Genomic DNA, 17,462 nt, shown 5'->3' with positions numbered 1-17,462 from the left:
GTCAGTCGATGCTGAAGCTGTTGCGCCGGTTGAGGCGGAACTGGATGAAGGTGATGACGAAGACGAGGATCCCCAGGACGATCGACATCGCCGTGGCGTACCCCATCTGCTGGTACTTGAACGCCTTGCGGACGATGTACCAGACCACCGAGGCGGAGCTGAACTCCGGGCCGCCGGCGGGCGTCATGATGTTGATCTCGGTGAAGATCTGCGACCCGGCGATGATGTTGGTGACCACCAGGAAGAACGTCACGGGGCGGACCATCGGCAGGGTGATCGAGCGGAGCCGCTGGAACGCGTTGGCGCCGTCGAGCGCCGCGGCCTCGTGCAGGGAGGCGGGCACCCCCTGGATGGCGGCCAGGTACAGCAGGGTCGAGTACCCGAGGCCCTTCCAGATGGCCATGATGATGATCGCGGGCTTGACCGTCGCGGTGTTCTGGAGCCAGTCGGGACCGTCGATGCCGAACCAGGCGAGCACCTGGTTCACCAGGCCGAAGTCGCCGTTGTAGGCGAACTGCCAGACGATCGCGATGGCGGCCAGCGACGAGATCACCGGCACGTAGTAGATGGTGCGGAACGCGGTCCGGCCGGGGATCCGCCGGTTCAGGGCCAGCGCGAGCAGCAGCGAGAGCGCCAGGCCGATCGGGATGCCGATCATGTAGAAGAACGTGTTGAACAGCGAGATCCGGAAGTACTCGTCGCCGAACAGGGTCACGTAGTTGTCGAGGCCGACGAACGTCATCGGGCCCAGACCGTTCCAGCTGGTCAGCGACGCGTACACCGCGAAGCAGATCGGGTAGAGCGTGAAGAGCAGGAACCCCACGATCGGGGCAGCGACGAACGCGAGCGCCCAGCGGTGCTCGGTGCGGTGCAGGCGGCGGTTGGCCTGCTTCGCTCGTTGCTCGGACGTGAGTCCGGGGGTGGTCGACAGCTGCGTCGCGGTCATCTGGAGAGCCTTTCCGGGGGTCCCCGCCGCCCGGAGGCGTGCCCGGGCGGCGGGGACGGGAGGAGGTGGTGCGGCGAGTTGCCGACTACTGGCCCGCTGCGGCCTGCTCGGCCGTGGCGTTCGACTCGTCCAGCAGCGCCTGCATCTTCGGCTGCTCCTCGGACAGGTAGTCGGCGGCGGTCTGCTTGCCGTCGAGGACGGGCTGGATGTTGGTCCAGAGCTCGTCGTACCACTCGGCGCCGTACGTGAAGGCCGCCGGCATCGCCCGGCCGTAGTCCTTCGCGATGTCCAGGAACTCCTGGCGGTTGGCGGGCTCCGCGCCCTCCTCGGCGGCCCACGTCTCGGCCATGTCGATGAGGTTCGGGATCTGGATGTTGGCGTCGACGAGCGTCTGCTGCGCGTCGGCGTCGGTGCTCAGGTACGTGACGAGCTTGACCGCGTCGTCGGGCAGCTTCGACGTCGCGGAGACGCCGATGCCGAGCGAGCCGAGCCACGTCGCCGCGCCGCCGTCACCGACGGTCGGCCAGGGGATCAGGTCGTAGTCGAAGTCGAGGTCGTTGTAGACCGAGACGTCCCACGGGCCGACCGGGAAGAAGCCGATCTCGCCGGCCATCCACCGCTGGTACGTGTCGAGCGTCGCGGCGTCGGACGCCGAGGGCGTGACCTGGTCCACGTTGGTGAGGTCCGCGAACTTCTGGAGCGCGTCGGCGAACTCGGGGGTGTCCACGGTGACCTCGGTGCGGTCGTCGTTGGTCCAGTCGCCGCCGTTGCTCCACACCAGCGACTGGAGGTTCCACTGGACGTTGAGCCCGGTGCCCCACTGGTCGACGGCGCCGTCGCCGTCGGTGTCGACGGTGAGCTGCTTGCTGATGTCGACGAACTGCTCCCACGTGAGCGGGACGTCCTTGTCGGGCAGCGGGATGCCGGCCGCCTCGAGCATCGTCTTGTTGTAGCCGAACGAGAACGGGCCGACGTCCTTGGGCAGCCCGTAGAGCTTGCCGTCCGGGGTGCCCTGGAGCGTGCCGTCGAACCGGTAGGAGTCGACGCCGTACGGCCAGATGTTGTCCAGGTCGATGCCGCTGGCGTCCACCTGCTCGGTGATGTCCATCAGGACGCCCGAGCTCACGTAGGACTGGAGGCTGGCCTGCTCGATGTAGAACACGTCGGGCACGTTGTTGCCGGCCACGGCCGCCTGGAGCTTGGTGGCGTACTGGTCGGCGTCGGTCACGATGACCTTCACCTTGACGCCGGTGTCCTCGGTGTACTTGGCGATGGCGGCCTCGTAGGCCGCCTTCTCGTCAGGTCCACCGCGGAACATGAACGTGATCTGCTTGTCGCCGCCGTCGCTTGCGCCGTCGCCGCCGTCGCTGCACGCCGTGAGCGTGAACGTCGCGGCGACCGCGGCGCACGCGGCGCCTGCGATGAGCCTGTTCCTCTTCATCGTCCTGCCTCCCATATCCCAAGGATGTGCGAGGTCACGGTCGCGTCGGGACTGGCGGGGGAGCCGGTCCGTCAGGGTCGTCGTTGACCTCATTCGCTGAATCGACGCTGTGTCTACAACGTTGATCTACAACGATGTAGAACATGACACGGGAACCAGCGATCGGTCAAGCCACGAACCGGTAACGGCCGGTTGACGTCCTCGGAGTCGCCGTGCATGATGCGTCTACAACGATGTAGAAACGACCGACGGCGAAGGGGCTGACGATGTCGCTGCACGCTCGGACGCCGCCCATGGGCTGGAACAGCTGGGACTCGTACGGGACCACCGTGACCCAGGACGAGGTCCTCGCGAACGCCCGGGTGCTGGCCGAGCGGCTGCTGCCGCACGGGTGGGACACGGTCGTGGTGGACATCGACTGGTACGACCCCGCCGCCCGCGCGCACGGCTACAACGACGGCTCGTCGCTCACGCTCGACGCGTTCGGCCGGCAGCTGCCGGCCGAGAACCGGTTCCCGTCTGCGGCCGGCGGCCGTGGCTTCGGGCCGCTCGCCGACGAGGTGCACGCCCTGGGCCTGCGGTTCGGGGTGCACATGATGCGTGGCATCCCGCGGATCGCCGTCGAGCAGGACCTGCCGGTCGAGGGCACGGGCTGGACCGCGCGCGACGCCGCCGACACCACCTCGGTCTGCCCGTGGAACGAGGACAACTACGGGCTCGACCACGACCACCCCGCCGCGCAGGCGTACCTCGACGGCCTGGTCGCGCAGCTGGCCGGCTGGGGCGTCGACTTCCTCAAGGTCGACGACATGCTGGCGCCGTACCACCCCGACGCGGTCGTGGCGTGGGCGCGGGCGATCGAGCGCTCCGGCCGCGACATCGTGCTCTCGCTGTCGCCCGGCACCCACCTGTCCACTGCGCAGGTGGACCACCTGCGCGAGCACGCCCAGATGTGGCGGATCTCCGACGACCTGTGGGACCGCTGGGAGGACGTGCACGCGCAGTTCGCGCGGCTGGCCCGGTGGGCCCCGTTCCAGCAGCCCGGCGGGTGGGCCGACGCCGACATGCTCCCGCTCGGCCGGATCGGCCTGCGCGCCGAGCGCGGCGACGACCGGCAGAGCCGGCTCACCCCCGACGAGCAGCGGACCATCCTCACGCTCTGGGTGATGGCCAGGTCGCCGCTCATGGTCGGCGGAGACCTGCCGACGAGCGACCCGGCGACCCTCGACCTGCTCGCGAACCCCGCGGTCGGCCACGTGCTGCGCGCCGCGACCGACGGCCGGGAGATCGTCCGGGAGCCCCTCGACGACGGCGAGCTGATCGTGTGGACCGCGGTCGAGGACACGACCACCTACGTCGCCGCGTTCTGGACCGGCCCGACGCCGCGGACCGTCTCGCTGCCGCTCTCGTCGCTGGTCGGCCACGCCGCCGCCCGGGACACCTGGACCACCCGCGACCTGTGGGAGCCCGGCACCACCCCTGACCTGCACCCGACCACGTGGGAACCGGAGGGGGCACTCGTCCTCGACGTGCCCTCCCACGGGGTGCGCTGGACCGCACTCGACACCCGACCGAACCAGGAGACCTCATGATCCCCGTCCGACTCACCCTCGACCCGGCCTTCCGGGTCGGCCCGGTCCGCCGGCGCACGTTCGGCTCGTTCGTCGAGCACCTGGGCCGCTGCGTCTACACCGGCATCCACGACCCCGCGCACCCGACCGCCGACGCCGACGGGTTCCGCAAGGACGTGCTCGAGCTGACCCGCGAGCTGGGCGTCAGCACCGTGCGCTACCCCGGCGGCAACTTCGTCTCCGGCTACCGCTGGGAGGACGGCGTCGGCCCCCGCGACCAGCGTCCGGCCCGGCTCGACCTCGCGTGGCACTCCACCGACCCGAACACGGTCGGCGTCGAGGAGTTCATGCGCTGGGCCAGGCTGGCCGAGGTGGAGCCGATGATGGCCGTCAACCTGGGCACCCGCGGCGTGCAGGAGGCCGTGGACCTGCTGGAGTACTGCAACGTCCGCGGCGGCACCCGCCTGTCTGACCAGCGCCGCGCGAACGGCGCGGAGGACCCCTACGACATCCGCATGTGGTGCCTCGGCAACGAGATGGACGGACCCTGGCAGATCGGCCACAAGACCGCTTACGAGTACGGCCGGCTGGCCGCCGAGACCGGCCGCGCGATGCGCATGGTCGACCCGGACCTCGAGCTCGTCGCGTGCGGCTCGTCGGGCGTCGCCATCCCGACGTTCGGCGAGTGGGAGCGGATCGTGCTCGGCGAGGCGTACGAGCAGGTGGACCTCATCTCCGCCCACGCGTACTACTGGGAGGAGGACGGCGACCTGGGCTCGTTCCTGGCCTCCGCCGTGGACATGGACCACTTCGTGGAGTCTGTGAGCGCGACCGCCGACGCGGTGCGGGCGCACAAGAAGGTGGACAAGCGGATCCACATCTCGTTCGACGAGTGGAACGTCTGGTACCAGCACCGCGCGGAGTCCAAGCCGCCCACCGGGCACGACTGGCCCGTGGCGCCCGTGCTGCTCGAGGACAAGTACAACGTGGCCGACGCCGTCGTCGTCGGGAACCTGCTCATCTCCCTGCTGCGGCACACCGACCGCGTGCACTCGGCGTCCCTGGCGCAGCTGGTCAACGTGATCGCGCCGATCATGACCGAGCCCGGTGGTCGGTCCTGGAAGCAGACGATCTTCCACCCGTTCGCGCAGGCCTCCCGGTACGCCGTCGGCGACGTGCTCCAGGTGGCCGTCGAGGCGCCGACGTACGAGACGGCGAAGTACGGCGACGCGGCCCTCGTCGACGCGGTCGCCACCCGGGACCCGGAGACCGGTGCGGTCGCCCTGTTCGCGGTGAACCGCTCGCTGACCGAGACGCTCACGCTCGAGGTCGACGCGCGCTCCCTGCCCGGGCTGCGCGTCATCGAGGCGACCACCCTGTCCAACCCGGACCACACCTGGTCCGCGACGGCCGACGACGACACCTCGGTGGCGCCGCGGGCCAACGCGACCGCGGTGGTGCGGGACGGTCGGCTCACCGTCGCGGTGCCGCCGGTGTCATGGAACGTCGTCCGGCTGGGGGTCTGACCCCCGTGCGTCGCGCCGTCGCGGCGGGTGCCGTCGCCCTCGCCCTGGTGGTCGGTACCGCCGCCTGTGCACCGGAACCGCCCGCCGCGACCCCGCTGTCCCTCAGTGGGGACATCCACACCCACGACCCGGCGCTCGTGGCCGGGGCCGAGGGGGAGCCCTGGTACGTCTTCTCCACCGGGGACGTCCGCGAGGGCCTCGGCGCCCCGCAGATCCGGCGGTCCACCGACGACGGACTGACGTGGGAGCTCGTCGGCACCGTCTGGGACGCCGCGACCCGGCCCGAGTGGGTGTACGACGCGGTGCCCGGGGTCTCGAACTTCTGGGCGCCCGAGGTCATCGAGCACGACGGCACGTTCTACCTCTACTACGCGGCCTCCACGTTCGGCTCCAACCGGTCGGTCATCGCCCTGACGACGAACACGACGCTCGACCCGGACGACCCGGACTACGCCTGGGTGGACCAGGGGCAGGTCATCGCGTCCGAGCCGGGAGAGACCGACTACAACGCGATCGACCCCGGCGTGGTCGAGGACGCGGACGGCACGCCGTGGATGGCGTTCGGCTCGTTCTGGGGCGGGATCCAGCTGGTCGAGCTGTCGTGGCCGACCGGCACGCCGGTCGAGGGGGCGTCGCCGGTGACCATCGCCAGCCGCACGTCACCCCCGAACGCGATCGAGGCGCCCTACCTCGTGCTGCACGACGACTGGTACTACCTGTTCGTGTCGCGCGACTCCTGCTGCCAGGGCTCCGACTCGACCTACAACATGGCGGTCGGGCGCTCGGCGGAGATCACCGGGCCGTACGTCGACCGGTCCGGCAAGGACATGACGCTGGACGGCGGCGAGCAGCTGCTCACCACGACCGGCGACATGGTCGGTCCCGGAGGCCAGTCCGTGTCCCGCGGGTACCTCGCGTTCCACTACTACGACGCGGCCGCCGGGGGCGACTTCCGGCTGGAGATCCGGGAGCTGGACTGGGACGACGAGGGCTGGCCGGTGGCGACCACCCGGGCGGAGCAGGACGACTAGAGCGGCCGTTCCAGCACGTAGTCGTCCTCGATCCGGGCGCCGACCGTGAAGTGCTTGGTCCCGACGATGGCGAACCCGGACCGCACGTAGAACGCCTGCGCCCGCGCGTTCTGCTGGTTGACGCCGAGCCACATCCCCTGGGCGGCGCGCTCCCGGGCGGCCTCCAGCGAGGCGGTCATCAGCGCGTGCGCGATGCCTGCCCCGTGGTGGTCGGGGTGCACGTAGCACTTGGACAGCTCGATCGTCGGGCGCAGGTGCAGGGCGGCGCGCACGTCGTCGTCGGCCGGCTCGCCCGCCACCAGCATGGTGTAGCCGAGCAGCTCGCCGGCTCCATTGCCGCAGGCAACGAGCACGTCCCGGGCGGGGTCGTCCAGGTACTCCTCGAACCGCTCCACCGACAGCACGGTGGCGATGAACGCCTGCTGGTCCGCCGCGGTGGACCCGGGCGGGCACGCGAGCGGGAACGTGAGCGCCGCCAGGGCGGCCAGCTGCGCCAGGTCGGCGGGGACGGCCGGGCGGACCGTCGACTCGAGGGTGGTCACAGGAGGTCCCCTCCGTCGTGAGACCCGCGCCAGGAGCGCAGGACGGCGCGCGTGACGAGCCCCCCGGCCCACGCCAGCCCGGCGAGGCTGGCCACCGTGGTGCCGCGGCGCGCGTTGCGGCGGCGGTTGCGGAACTCGCGGACCGGCCAGCCCACCTCGGCGGCGTACCGCCGCAGGCGCCGGTCGGGGTTGATGGCGCAGGGGAAGCCGACCTCGGACAGGATCGCGACGTCGTTCGTCGAGTCGCCGTACGCGTACGAGGCCGACAGGTCGATGCTCTCGCGCTCGGCCAGTGCTCGGACGGCGTCGGCCTTGGCCTGGCCGTGCAGCATGTCGCCCACCAGGCTGCCGGTGTAGAAGCCGTCCCGGTGCTCCGCGATGGTGCCCAGCGCGCCCGTCGCCCCGAGCCGACGAGCGATCAGGGACCCGATCTCCACGGGCGTGGCGGTGACCAGCCAGACGGAGTGCCCGGCCGCGATGTGCTGGTCGAGCAGCCGCTGCGTGCCCGGGTAGATCCGCAGGCAGAGCACCTCGTCGTAGATGTCCTCCGCGATCGCGGTGACCTCGGCCACCGAGTGCCCGGTCATGATCGACAGCGCGCGGCTGCGGACCTCGTCGATCTGGTGCTTGTTCTCCCCGAACGTGAGGTACCGGAACTGGTGCAGCCCGAACTCGACGAGATCCCGCTTGCGGAAGAACCCCCGCCGGTACAAGCCGACCGCGAGGTGGAACGAGCTGGCCCCGCGGATGATCGTGTTGTCGACGTCGAAGAAGGCTCCGGTGCCGGGACCGTCCGGACCGGCCCCGGGGTCCCGCAGCACGGGAGCGGGGGCGGTGGTGTTCCCGGACGCCTGACGCACCCGGTCACTGTAACGACGGTCACGCGTCCCGGTGGTACGCGGCCACCGTCGAGCCTCCGTGAGACGGTGGGGCCATGACGCGTGTGGTGCTCTACGGCCGGGCCGGCTGCCACCTGTGCGACGAGGCCCGCGAGGTGGTTCGGGCGGTCTGCGCCGAGACGGGCGACGAGTGGACCGAGGTCGACATCGACGCGGCGAGCGTGCCGGGCTCGTCTGTCGGGAGAGACCTGGTCGACGAGCTGGGCGAGCTGGTGCCCGTGGTCGAGGTCGACGGTGTCCGGCAGGGGTACTGGCGGATCGACGCAGCCCGTCTGCGCCGAACCCTTACCCCGGCCGGTCCCCGACCCCTAGCCTGACCACCAGGGCCCGGGCGACCAGGGCTGGTCGGGCCCGCAGGCCACGGTGGGAGTCGATGTGGACACGCAGCGGAGGGGTCCTCGGGCGCACGCCGAGCCGGGTGCGACGGGGCGGTCACGCGCGCGTGAGGTGCCCCCCGCCACGGTCGCGAGGCTGCCCGGCTACCTGCGGGCGCTGCGCGGGCTCACCGCGGACGGCGTGGTCACCACCTCGTCGGACGAGCTGGCTGCCGGGGCCGGCGTCACCCCGGCGCAGCTGCGCAAGGACCTGTCCTTCCTCGGCTCCTACGGGCGGCGCGGGGTGGGGTACGACGTCGTGCACCTGTCGGAGCAGATCGCGGTGGTCCTCGGCCTGACCACGCAGCGCCGGGTCGTCATCGTCGGCATCGGCAACCTCGGGCACGCCCTGGCCAGCTACTCGGTGTTCGCCGAGCGCGGGTTCGCGGTGGTGGGGCTGGTCGACGCCGACGCCGCGGTGGTCGGGACCACCGTGGCGGGGCTGGTGGTGCAGCCGCCCGAGGAGCTGGCCGCGCTGGTGAGCGGGTCCGACGTGACCATCGGCATCATCGCCACCCCCGCGTCCGTCGCGCAGGACGTGTGCGACGCCCTCGTCGCGGCCGGGGTGGTCGGCATCCTCACGTTCGCGCCGCGGGCCCTGCGGGTGCCGCCGACCGTCGACCTGCGGGCCGTGGACGTGGCCTCCGAGCTCCAGATCCTCGCGTTCCACGACCGTCGTCGCACCGGGACGGGTGCCTGAGCATGCAGAAGGCCGGGTCCGTGGTGGACCCGGCCTGCCGCGTGGGACGAGCTGTGTCAGCCCTTGATGATGGAGACGTCGAGCGCGATGACGACCTTGTCCGACACCAGGACGCCGCCGGCCTCGAGGGCCGCGTTCCAGGTCAGGTCGAAGTCCTTGCGCGAGATCGTGACGGAGGCCTCGAAGCCTGCGCGGGTGTTGCCGAACGGGTCCACCGCGGTGCCGTTGAACTCGGTCTCGAGCTCGACGCTCTGCGTGACGCCGTGGATGGTGAGGTCACCGGCGATGACGTAGTTCTTGCCGGCCTCGCGGACCTCGGTGGAGACGAACGTCCACTGGCCGAACTTCTCGACGTCGAAGAAGTCGCCGCTCTTGAGGTGGCCGTCGCGGTTGGCGTCACCCGTGGTGACGGTGGACGGGTCCAGCGTGACGGAGACCGAGGTGCTCGCCAGGTCGTCGCCGACGACGACGGTGCCCTCGGTGACCGCGACGGTGCCGCGGACCTTCGAGATGCCGGCGTGCCGGACGGTGAACGCGGCCTCGGTGTGCGAGGCGTCGACGGCCCAGGTGCCGGTGGTGAGGCCGGTCGGGATGGCGGTGGCGGTGCTGCTCATGGGTTTCCTCCGTGGTTGTTGAACTGTCAACCAAACTGTTAGTTCAAAGTTGTACTACACTCCAGGGAAGGGCGCAACCCCATGCCCGCGGACGGAGGCCTCGACGTGACGACTGACACACCCACCACCGTGGAGTGGCTGACGGCCGAGCAGCAGACCCACTGGCGTGCCTTCCGTGGCGGCTCCGCGCGGCTGTTCGCGGCCCTCGAGCACGAGCTGGAGCGCGACACCGGCCTCTCGACGCACGAGTACGAGGTGCTGGTCCGGCTCTCGGAGACCCCCGACCGGACGCTGCGGATGGCGCAGCTGGCCGACAACCTCGCCCACTCGCGCAGCCGGCTGACGCACACCATCCGGCGCATGGAGGAGCAGGGGCTGGTCGAGCGGCTGCCCTGCATCGAGGACGCCCGCGGCGTGAACTGCACGATGACCGAGAAGGGCTGGCAGGTGCTGGTCGCCGCCGCCCCCAGCCACGTGCAGTCGGTGCGGGACCACCTGGTCGACATCCTCACGCCCGAGCAGTTCGCGGCCCTCGGGGACGCCATGGAGACCGTCCGACTGCACCTGACGGGTGGCGCGTGTCACGTCGAGTGACCCGGCCCCGTGGCCGTGCTGCACAGGAGTGTTTGCGAGACTGACCCCATGGTCGCGACCACGATCCACCTGATGCGGCACGGCGAGGTGCACAACCCTCGCGGCGTGCTCTACGGACGGCTGCCCGGCTACCGCCTCTCGGAGCGCGGCAACGCGATGGCGGACATGGTGGCCGCGCACCTGGCCGGGCCGGTGCCCGCACGCCGGGACGTCGTGGCCGTCATCGCCTCCCCGCTCCAGCGGGCGCAGGAGACGGCGGGTCCGATCGCGGCCGCGTTCGACGTCGAGATCCGCACCGACGAGCGGCTCATCGAGGCCGGCAACCACTTCGAGGGCAAGACCTTCGGGGTGGGCGACGGCTCGCTGCGCCACCCCGAGCACTGGCCCTACCTGCGCAACCCGTTCCGGCCGTCCTGGGGCGAGGCGTACACCGAGCAGGTGGAGCGGATGCTCGCCGCAGTGGCCGCCGCGCGCGAGGTCGCCCGGGGGCACGAGGCCGTGCTGGTCAGCCACCAGCTCCCCGTCTGGGTCACCCGGCTCTCGCTCGAGAACCGGCACCTGTGGCACGACCCCCGCAAGCGGCAGTGCTCGGTGGCCTCGCTGACGAGCCTGCGGTACGAGGACGACACCCTCGTCGGCATCGGCTACAGCGAGCCCGCGGCGTCGCTGCTGCCGGGCGTCTCGTCGGTCGCGGGGGCCTGACGTGCGAGGTCGCGCCCTGCTCGTCGGCTCCGTCGCGCTGCTGCTGCTCGCCGGCTGCACGGGCGGCGCCCAGGAGAACCCCGACGACGTCGCCGACCAGGGCTACCAGTCCGGGGACGGCAGCACGACGACGTGGGCCGCGGGGGACCGCACCGGACCGCTCGAGCTGGCCGGCACCGACTTCGAGGGCACCGCGCAGGACGTCGCGGACTGGCGCGGGGATGTCGTGGTCCTCAACACCTGGTACGCCAACTGCCCGCCGTGCCGCGCCGAGGCCCCCGACCTCGCCGCCCTGTCCACCGACTACGCCGCCGACGGCGTGCAGGTGCTGGGCATCAACCGCACCGACGACGCCGGCACCGCCCTGGCGTTCGAGCGGCAGTTCGAGGTCCCGTACCCGAGCCTCGCGGACACCGACGGGGCGGCGATCGCGTCCCTCCAGGGCACCGTCCCGATCAACGCCGTGCCGACGACGGTCGTGCTGGACCGCTCCGGGAAGGTCGCCGGGCGCATCCTGGGCCTGGCCGACCCGTCCACGCTCCGCTCGATGATCGACGGCCTCCTCGCCGAGCCGGCGCCCACGCCGTGATGCTCGCCGACGCCGGCGACGCGTTCGGCCACACCGTCGCCTCCGGGTCGCTCCTGCTGGCCGTCCCGGTCGCGCTGATCGCCGGGCTGGTGTCGTTCGCGTCGCCGTGCGTGCTGCCGCTGGTTCCCGCGTACGTCGGGTACCTCGGGGGGATGACCGGGTCGGCGCAGAGCGCTTTCTCGGAGGGCGACACGCTTGTCCGCACCGCCCCGGCGCGCAGCCGCGTCCTGCTCGGCGTCGCCCTGTTCGTCGCCGGGTTCACGGTCGTGTTCGTCGCGCTGGCCGCGCTCGCGGGCTCGCTCGGCGGGGTGCTCGTCGAGTACCAGGACCCGATCACCCGCGTGCTGGGCATCGTCGTCATCGTGCTCGGCCTCGGGTTCCTCGGGCTCATCCCGTTCCTCCAGAACGAGAAGCGGGTGCACCTGGCCCCGCGCGCGGGCCTCTGGGGCGCACCCCTGCTCGGGATCACGTTCGGGCTCGGCTGGGTGCCCTGCATCGGCCCGACGCTCGCGGCGATCCTCACGCTCTCCCTCGACGGCGGCTCGGCCGGTCGCGGCGCTCTCCTGGCCGTGGCGTTCTGCCTCGGCCTCGGGCTGCCGTTCCTGCTGGTGGCGCTGTTCGTCGATCGCAGCAAGGGCGCCCTCAGCTTCCTGCGCCGACACCGCCTGGCGATCATGCGCTTCGGCGGCGCGATGCTCGTGATCCTGGGCCTCGCGCTGGTCACGGGCGTGTGGGGCACCTGGGCGTCGTGGCTCCAGGGCGTCCTCGTCGGCGGCGACCCGTTCGTGCCGGTGGTGTGACGTGACCGTGCACCGCCCCGAGGGCCTCTCCGACGTCTTCATGGAGCCGACCGAGGCCCCCCCGACCTCGCCGACGCTGCCCACGCTCGGGCTCGTCGGCTGGCTGCGCTGGGCATGGCGTCAGCTCACCAGCATGCGGGTTGCCCTCCTGCTGCTCATGCTCCTGGCCGTCGCCGCCGTGCCGGGCACCGTCTGGCCGCAGCGCGCGCAGGACACCGCCAAGGTCGCGACGTACATCTCCGACCACCCGACCACCGGCCCCTGGCTCGACCGGTTCGGGTTCTTCGACGTCTACTCGTCGGTCTGGTTCTCCGCGATCTACCTCCTGCTGTTCGTGTCGCTGGTCGGCTGCATCCTGCCGCGCACCAAGGTCCACCTCGCGGGCGTCCGCGGCCGGCCACCGCGCGCGCCCCGACGCTTCGCCCGGTTCCCGGCGCAGGGGTCGGGTGTTCGTGACGGCGCCCCGTCGGATGCTGTGCAGGGTGCCGCGACCGTGCTGCGCGGCGGCTGGCGGTGGCTCCCGTTCGTCCCGACCTACCGCGTGGACACCCGCGACGAGGGCGAAGGCACCTGGTCCGTCTCCGCGGAGCGCGGGTACCTGCGCGAGACCGGGAACCTCGTGTTCCACCTCGCGCTCGTCGGGCTGCTCATCTCCGTGGCCACCGGCCAGGTGCTGCACTACCGCGGGCAGGCGATCGTGGTGCAGGGCCGCGGGTTCGCCAACGCGCAGGTGGACTACGACACGTTCGAGCAGGGCACCGCGTACTCACCGTCGAGCCTGGTCCCGTTCACGCTGCGGCTCGACGAGTTCGAGTCCCGCTTCGACCCCGAGACGCTCCAGTCCCGCGACTTCACCGCGCACGTCACGCTCACCAACCCGGGCGAGGAGCCGACCAAGGAGACCATCAAGGTCAACCACCCGCTCGACGCCGGCGGTGCCAAGGTCTACCTCCAGGGCAACGGATACGCGCCCGACCTCACCGTGCACGACGCCGCGGGCCAGATCGCCTTCTCCGGTCCCACCCCGTTCCTGCCGCAGGACGAGGTCTACACGTCGCGCGGCGTGCTGAAGGTGCCGGACGTGTCGGGCGATCAGGAGCAGATCGGCATCGTCGGCTACCTGCTGCCCACCGCGCAGGAGGTCGGTGAGGACCTCTACCGGTCCATCGACCCGCAGCCCACCGACCCCCTGCTCGTGCTCTCCGTGTGGTCCGGGAACCTCGGGCTCGACACCGGCGTGCCGCAGAACGTCTACCAGCTGGACGAGGCACGGATGACCCAGGCGGTCGACGCCGACGGCACCACGGTCACGCTCTACGTCCGCCCGGGGGAGACCGTCGACCTGCCCGACGGTCTCGGCACGCTCACCTTCAACGGGCTGCCCCGGTACGTGGCGCTCGACCTGCGGCACGACCCCGCCCTGCCGTTCGTGCTCGTGTTCGCGCTGCTCGCGTTCGCCGGGCTCGCCACCTCGCTCTTCGCCCCGCGGCGACGCCTCTGGCTCCGCTTCGCACCGGGCGGTGCCGAGGACTCCGGTCGTACAGTGGTCACCGCGGCCGGTCTGGCGCGCGGCGACGACGTCGGCCTCCAACCCGAGCTCGACCGAGTGCTCGCAGCGACCCTCGCACCGACCGACGACGGACCCCCGGCCGCCCCGCGCGGCCCGACCTCTGGAGAGAGCACGCCATGACCACCGGAGACCTGAGCACCCTGCTCGTCTGGGGTGCCGCGACGGCGTTCACCATCGCGCTCATCGCGTTCAGCACCGACCTGGCGCGGATCGCGGAGCGTGCGCAGCGACGCGTCCCCGAGCTGGCGACCGCCGGTGCGGGTCCCGCCCGTGGCGCGCGCCCCGCGACCGCCGTCAGCGGCTCCGAGGAGCAGAGCGCCCCCGGCCGGTCCGTGCGTGCCGAGGGCATCGCCCGGTCCACGACGCTGCTCGGCCTGCTCATGCTCTTCGGCGGCATCGTGCTGCGCGGGATCGCCGCCGGTCGCTGGCCGACCGCCAACATGTACGAGTTCACGATCGTCGGCGTCTTCGTGGCCGTCCTCGTGCTCACCGTCGTGCAGCGGCGCCGGATCATCGCGTTCGTCGGCGTGCTCGTCATGGGCATGGCCGTGCTCGCGCTGGTCCTCGCGCTCAACGCCTTCTTCATCCAGGCCGACCAGGTGCAGCCCGCCCTCCAGAGCTACTGGCTGATCATCCACGTCGGGGTCGCGATCACCGCGACCGGCATCTTCACGGTCGCGTTCGCCGCCTCGGTGCTCCAGGTGCTGAAGAGCTACCGCGAAGAGGCCGCCGCCGCCGCCCCTGCGGTGACCGTGGGCGCGTCCGGGCAGCCGGTCCCCGCACCCGCCGGGGCCGCCGCCACCCGCGCCGACCGGTTCCGCCGGGTCGTCAGCGGGCGCCGGTTCGGGTGGCTCGAGCAGGTTCCCGGCTCCCGCGAGCTCGAGGCCATGTCGTTCCGGCTGAACGCGATCGCCTTCGTCCTGTGGACCCTCACGCTCATCGGCGGGGCCATCTGGGCCGAGCACGCATGGGGCCGGTACTGGGGCTGGGACCCCAAGGAGGTCGGCACGTTCGTCGCGTGGGTCGTGTACGCGGCCTACCTGCACGCCCGGACGACTCGCGGCTGGAGCGGGCGGCGCGCGGCGTACTTCGTGTTCGTCGGCTACGCGGTCGTGCTCGCCAACTTCACGGTCGTCAACCTCGTGGTCACGGGCAAGCACTCGTACTCGGGCGTCTGACGGTCCAGTCGTCTCTCGGCTGTCCTGTCGGCGGTCCTCCTCGCACGCCCTCGGACGTCGAGCCGTCCTGGACCTATGTGATCGCGCTCTCCGCCAGCAGGTGACGGAGCCCGTCCGGGTACAGCGGTATCGCGTCCTCCGTCGACGAGCGCCAGACACCGGTGACGCTGGGCTGGTCACGACAGGGCCTGCGGGTCTCAGCAGAGTCGGCCGGGCAGGCTAGATCGGCCTCGAAGACCAGAGCGATCTCGTGACCGACGCGACCGGCGTAGGTGAAGTGGTTCTCCAGCGCGCCGATCTGCCGCCCGACGACGATCACAAGCCCGTACTCCTCCTCGAGCTCACGGACGAGCGTGTGCGACGCGGTTTCGCCGAACTCGATCCCGCCGCCAGCGGGGCGATGGAACACGCGCCCTGTGCCGGGCTCGACGATCTCGTCGACGAACAGGTGCCCGGTCTCCGGGTGGCGGATCACGGCAAGTGCGAGGGCTCGGACGCTAGGCACGCTCTGACGGTACGGCGTGCGAGGGCCGGACCGCGGGCGCGTGAGCGGGCCACCCTCGGGCATGGCATGGGCATGGGCACGGATTTGGCATAGGCATAGGCAGCGGCGGTGCGGTTCGACGTCGACCTCGGATCCGCCCACGGGCGAACTCACATCCGCTGAGGAGTCTGTGGTTCGGGAGGGTCGGACCGTTCTGAGGTCGCGACGATCCGTCCGGTGGGGTCGCGGAAGGTGTAGAGGGCGCCGGGTGGCTCGAGTGTGGGTTGGTCGGGGCGTCGGGGTCCGCGAGTGGTGGGGTGCCTCTGGATGGTCAGGTTGTGTTGGTGGACCTGGTGGTGGTGGAAGGAGCAGAGCAGGACACCGTTGTCGATCGAGGTTGAGCCGTTGTCGCGGTCCCACCAGGTGATGTGGTGGATCTGGCTCCAGCGGGCGTGTCGGTCGCAGCCGGGGAAGGTGCAGTGGCGGTCGCGGGCGATGATGGCGCGGCGGTGGGCGCCGGTGTAGAGGCGCACGGAGCGGCCGAGGTTGACGGGTTGGTCGGCGGCGTCCATCACGATGCGGGTGATCTCGCAGTCGCACAGCACCTGGGCGACCTCGCTGGTCGGGATCGGGGTGCCGTCCTCCAGGGTGACCGCCGGGACCCCGGTCAGGGCCGAGGCCAGGTCGGCGGACCGGTCGGCGGACCGGTCCGCGACGGTGGGCGCCGGGTCGGTGGTGGCGATGGCCGGGTCGGCGGGTGTGGGGGACCGGTGCCGTGTGGCGTGGGTGCGGAGGGCGGCGAAGGTTGCTTCGGTCATGAGCAGGCTGATCTGGGGTGGGACGGCGGCGCCGGAGGCGGTGGCGGGCAGGGCCAGGATGCGTTGGGCGATGGTGTCCAGGGCGTCGGCGCGGGCTTGTTCCGCGGTCCGCTCCTCCAGCACCATCCCGGCATGGGCGTTGCCCGCTGCGTTGGTGTCGACGGCGTCGGTCGGGCCGGCGGTGTCGGCGGGTTGGGCGTTGAGCAGGCCGGGGCGTTCGCCGGTGGCTTCCAGGGCCAGGCGTAGCCGGTGGCCGGCGACCCGGTCGAGCAGGCCGCGGATGTGGGTGCCGTCGCTCTGGTCGGACAGGTGCAGGAACCGGCGGGCGCGCTGGTTCTCGTGCGTGCGTTCGCGGGCGGCGGGGTCGAGCTCGGCGACCAGGCGCTGCACGGACCGGGTGAACGTCGGCGCGTCCTGGGTGGACCCGAGCCGCACGATGGCGTCCTGCACCCCCGGAGCGGCCAGCGCGGCACCCACGGTCTCGGAGACGCCCACGGTGATCCGGGCGAACGCGTCCAGGTGCCCGACGGGCATCGCCCCGGACTGTACCGCGCCGGCGACCGCGGGCATGGACGCGAGCACGTCGGCCTGGGCGATCTCCCGCCGCGCCCCGGGCAGCCCGATCCGGGTCACCGCACCGTGCGCGGCCTCGAACGACGGCACTCCCGGGCGCTGCCAGGAGGTGGAGTCCCGTTCGGCGAGCAGCACCGCCGACCGGACCGAGGCCAGCACCCCGTCCACCGGCCGCAACCCGGACAGCACCGCCCGACGCGCGCCCGCGTCGCCAACACCCACACCCATCACGTCGGCGAGCCGCCGCGCCGCCGCGAGCAGGTCGGCGACCGCCGCCGCCACGACCCGGGCGTCGACAGGACCGCCATCGGCACGCGACGCCCGGCCGTCGGACCCTCCGCTGTCCGGCGCTCGCGCCCCCGACAGCGCGTCCGGGTCGCGGCCGTCCGACCGCCGTGCCACAGCGTCGCCGGTCGAGGTCGGCACCCTCAGACCCGTCGCCCCATTTCCCGCACCCGCACGCCAGTCACCCTCGGCGTCGGCAGGAGCGGCTTCGAACATGTGTACGAT

18 protein-coding genes are annotated in these 17,462 nt (G+C 71.8%); 11 read left to right on the top strand and 7 right to left on the bottom strand.

Annotation, left to right across the window (positions count from 1 at the left end):
* Position 1: 1 nt before the first annotated feature.
* Positions 2-946: a carbohydrate ABC transporter permease gene (locus tag ACO06A_RS04260; protein ID WP_421734803.1), complete on the bottom strand. Its 945-nt coding sequence runs from the start codon at positions 944-946 to the stop codon at positions 2-4.
* Positions 947-1,031: 85 nt separating this feature from the next.
* Positions 1,032-2,387 (bottom strand): ABC transporter substrate-binding protein, encoded by a 1,356-nt coding sequence (locus ACO06A_RS04255; RefSeq protein ID WP_421734802.1) that lies wholly within the window; start codon positions 2,385-2,387, stop codon positions 1,032-1,034.
* Positions 2,388-2,653: 266 nt separating this feature from the next.
* Here ACO06A_RS04255 and ACO06A_RS04250 point away from each other — a divergent pair, with 266 nt between their 5' ends.
* The 3 genes from ACO06A_RS04250 to ACO06A_RS04240 are packed head-to-tail and all read left to right on the top strand — an operon-like array spanning position 2,654 to position 6,515.
* The gene (locus tag ACO06A_RS04250) at positions 2,654-3,979 is read left to right on the top strand and encodes a glycoside hydrolase family 27 protein (RefSeq protein WP_421734801.1); all 1,326 of its coding nucleotides are present in this window, start codon (positions 2,654-2,656) and stop codon (positions 3,977-3,979) included.
* Complete coding sequence (locus ACO06A_RS04245; protein WP_421734800.1) at positions 3,976-5,484, top strand: alpha-N-arabinofuranosidase; 1,509 nt, start codon at positions 3,976-3,978, stop codon at positions 5,482-5,484. The genes ACO06A_RS04250 and ACO06A_RS04245 overlap by 4 nt, the downstream gene beginning before the upstream one ends.
* A gap of 5 nt (positions 5,485-5,489) precedes the next feature.
* Positions 5,490-6,515 (top strand): arabinan endo-1,5-alpha-L-arabinosidase, encoded by a 1,026-nt coding sequence (locus tag ACO06A_RS04240; protein WP_421734799.1) that lies wholly within the window; start codon positions 5,490-5,492, stop codon positions 6,513-6,515.
* Here the strand turns inward: ACO06A_RS04240 and ACO06A_RS04235 are convergent.
* Both ACO06A_RS04235 and ACO06A_RS04230 read right to left on the bottom strand, forming a co-directional pair.
* Positions 6,512-7,057, bottom strand: a complete 546-nt coding sequence (locus ACO06A_RS04235; protein ID WP_421734798.1) for a GNAT family N-acetyltransferase — start codon at positions 7,055-7,057, stop codon at positions 6,512-6,514. The genes ACO06A_RS04240 and ACO06A_RS04235 overlap by 4 nt on opposite strands.
* The gene (locus tag ACO06A_RS04230) at positions 7,054-7,878 is read right to left on the bottom strand and encodes an HAD-IB family hydrolase (RefSeq protein WP_343047944.1); all 825 of its coding nucleotides are present in this window, start codon (positions 7,876-7,878) and stop codon (positions 7,054-7,056) included. Before ACO06A_RS04230 ends, ACO06A_RS04235 begins: the two co-directional genes overlap by 4 nt.
* Before the next feature lie 113 nt (positions 7,879-7,991).
* Here ACO06A_RS04230 and ACO06A_RS04225 point away from each other — a divergent pair, with 113 nt between their 5' ends.
* On the top strand, positions 7,992-8,273 hold the full coding sequence (locus ACO06A_RS04225) for a glutaredoxin family protein (RefSeq protein ID WP_421734797.1): 282 nt from the start codon (positions 7,992-7,994) through the stop codon (positions 8,271-8,273).
* 58 nt (positions 8,274-8,331) lie between these two features.
* The gene (locus tag ACO06A_RS04220) at positions 8,332-9,030 is read left to right on the top strand and encodes a redox-sensing transcriptional repressor Rex (protein ID WP_421734796.1); all 699 of its coding nucleotides are present in this window, start codon (positions 8,332-8,334) and stop codon (positions 9,028-9,030) included.
* Positions 9,031-9,086: 56 nt separating this feature from the next.
* On the opposite strand, the gene ACO06A_RS04215 is transcribed toward ACO06A_RS04220, so the two are convergent.
* Positions 9,087-9,644 carry a YceI family protein gene (locus tag ACO06A_RS04215; RefSeq protein ID WP_421734795.1) on the bottom strand — a complete coding sequence of 186 codons (558 nt, stop codon included), beginning with the start codon at positions 9,642-9,644 and terminating at the stop codon, positions 9,087-9,089.
* A 105-nt stretch (positions 9,645-9,749) separates the two neighbouring features.
* Here ACO06A_RS04215 and ACO06A_RS04210 point away from each other — a divergent pair, with 105 nt between their 5' ends.
* The 6 genes from ACO06A_RS04210 to ccsB are packed head-to-tail and all read left to right on the top strand — an operon-like array spanning position 9,750 to position 15,077.
* Positions 9,750-10,238, top strand: a complete 489-nt coding sequence (locus tag ACO06A_RS04210) for a MarR family winged helix-turn-helix transcriptional regulator (RefSeq protein ID WP_369817251.1) — start codon at positions 9,750-9,752, stop codon at positions 10,236-10,238.
* A 48-nt stretch (positions 10,239-10,286) separates the two neighbouring features.
* The gene (locus ACO06A_RS04205; protein WP_421734794.1) at positions 10,287-10,940 is read left to right on the top strand and encodes a histidine phosphatase family protein; all 654 of its coding nucleotides are present in this window, start codon (positions 10,287-10,289) and stop codon (positions 10,938-10,940) included.
* Between the two features lies 1 nt (position 10,941).
* Positions 10,942-11,529 carry a TlpA family protein disulfide reductase gene (locus ACO06A_RS04200; RefSeq protein WP_421734793.1) on the top strand — a complete coding sequence of 196 codons (588 nt, stop codon included), beginning with the start codon at positions 10,942-10,944 and terminating at the stop codon, positions 11,527-11,529.
* Entirely contained in the window at positions 11,529-12,329 is an 801-nt protein-coding gene (locus ACO06A_RS04195) for a cytochrome c biogenesis CcdA family protein (RefSeq protein WP_421736013.1), read from the top strand. Before ACO06A_RS04200 ends, ACO06A_RS04195 begins: the two co-directional genes overlap by 1 nt.
* 1 nt (position 12,330) lies before the next feature.
* Positions 12,331-14,019: a cytochrome c biogenesis protein ResB gene (gene resB / locus ACO06A_RS04190; protein WP_421734792.1), complete on the top strand. Its 1,689-nt coding sequence runs from the start codon at positions 12,331-12,333 to the stop codon at positions 14,017-14,019.
* On the top strand, positions 14,016-15,077 hold the full coding sequence (gene ccsB / locus ACO06A_RS04185; RefSeq protein ID WP_421734791.1) for a c-type cytochrome biogenesis protein CcsB: 1,062 nt from the start codon (positions 14,016-14,018) through the stop codon (positions 15,075-15,077). The genes resB and ccsB overlap by 4 nt, the downstream gene beginning before the upstream one ends.
* 73 nt (positions 15,078-15,150) lie before the next feature.
* Here the strand turns inward: ccsB and ACO06A_RS04180 are convergent, their stop codons facing one another.
* Positions 15,151-15,582, bottom strand: coding sequence for an NUDIX domain-containing protein (locus ACO06A_RS04180; RefSeq protein ID WP_421734790.1), 432 nt, complete (start codon positions 15,580-15,582; stop codon positions 15,151-15,153).
* A 149-nt stretch (positions 15,583-15,731) separates the two neighbouring features.
* On the bottom strand, positions 15,732-17,378 hold the full coding sequence (locus ACO06A_RS04175; RefSeq protein ID WP_421734789.1) for a hypothetical protein: 1,647 nt from the start codon (positions 17,376-17,378) through the stop codon (positions 15,732-15,734).
* Between the last annotated feature and the right edge of the window lie 84 nt (positions 17,379-17,462).

The sequence above is a fragment of the Cellulomonas sp. genome (assembly GCF_965229465.1).
In the GTDB taxonomy this organism is placed as follows: Bacteria; Actinomycetota; Actinomycetes; order Actinomycetales; family Cellulomonadaceae; genus Cellulomonas.
This window is presented reverse-complemented; position numbering and strand designations above follow the sequence as displayed.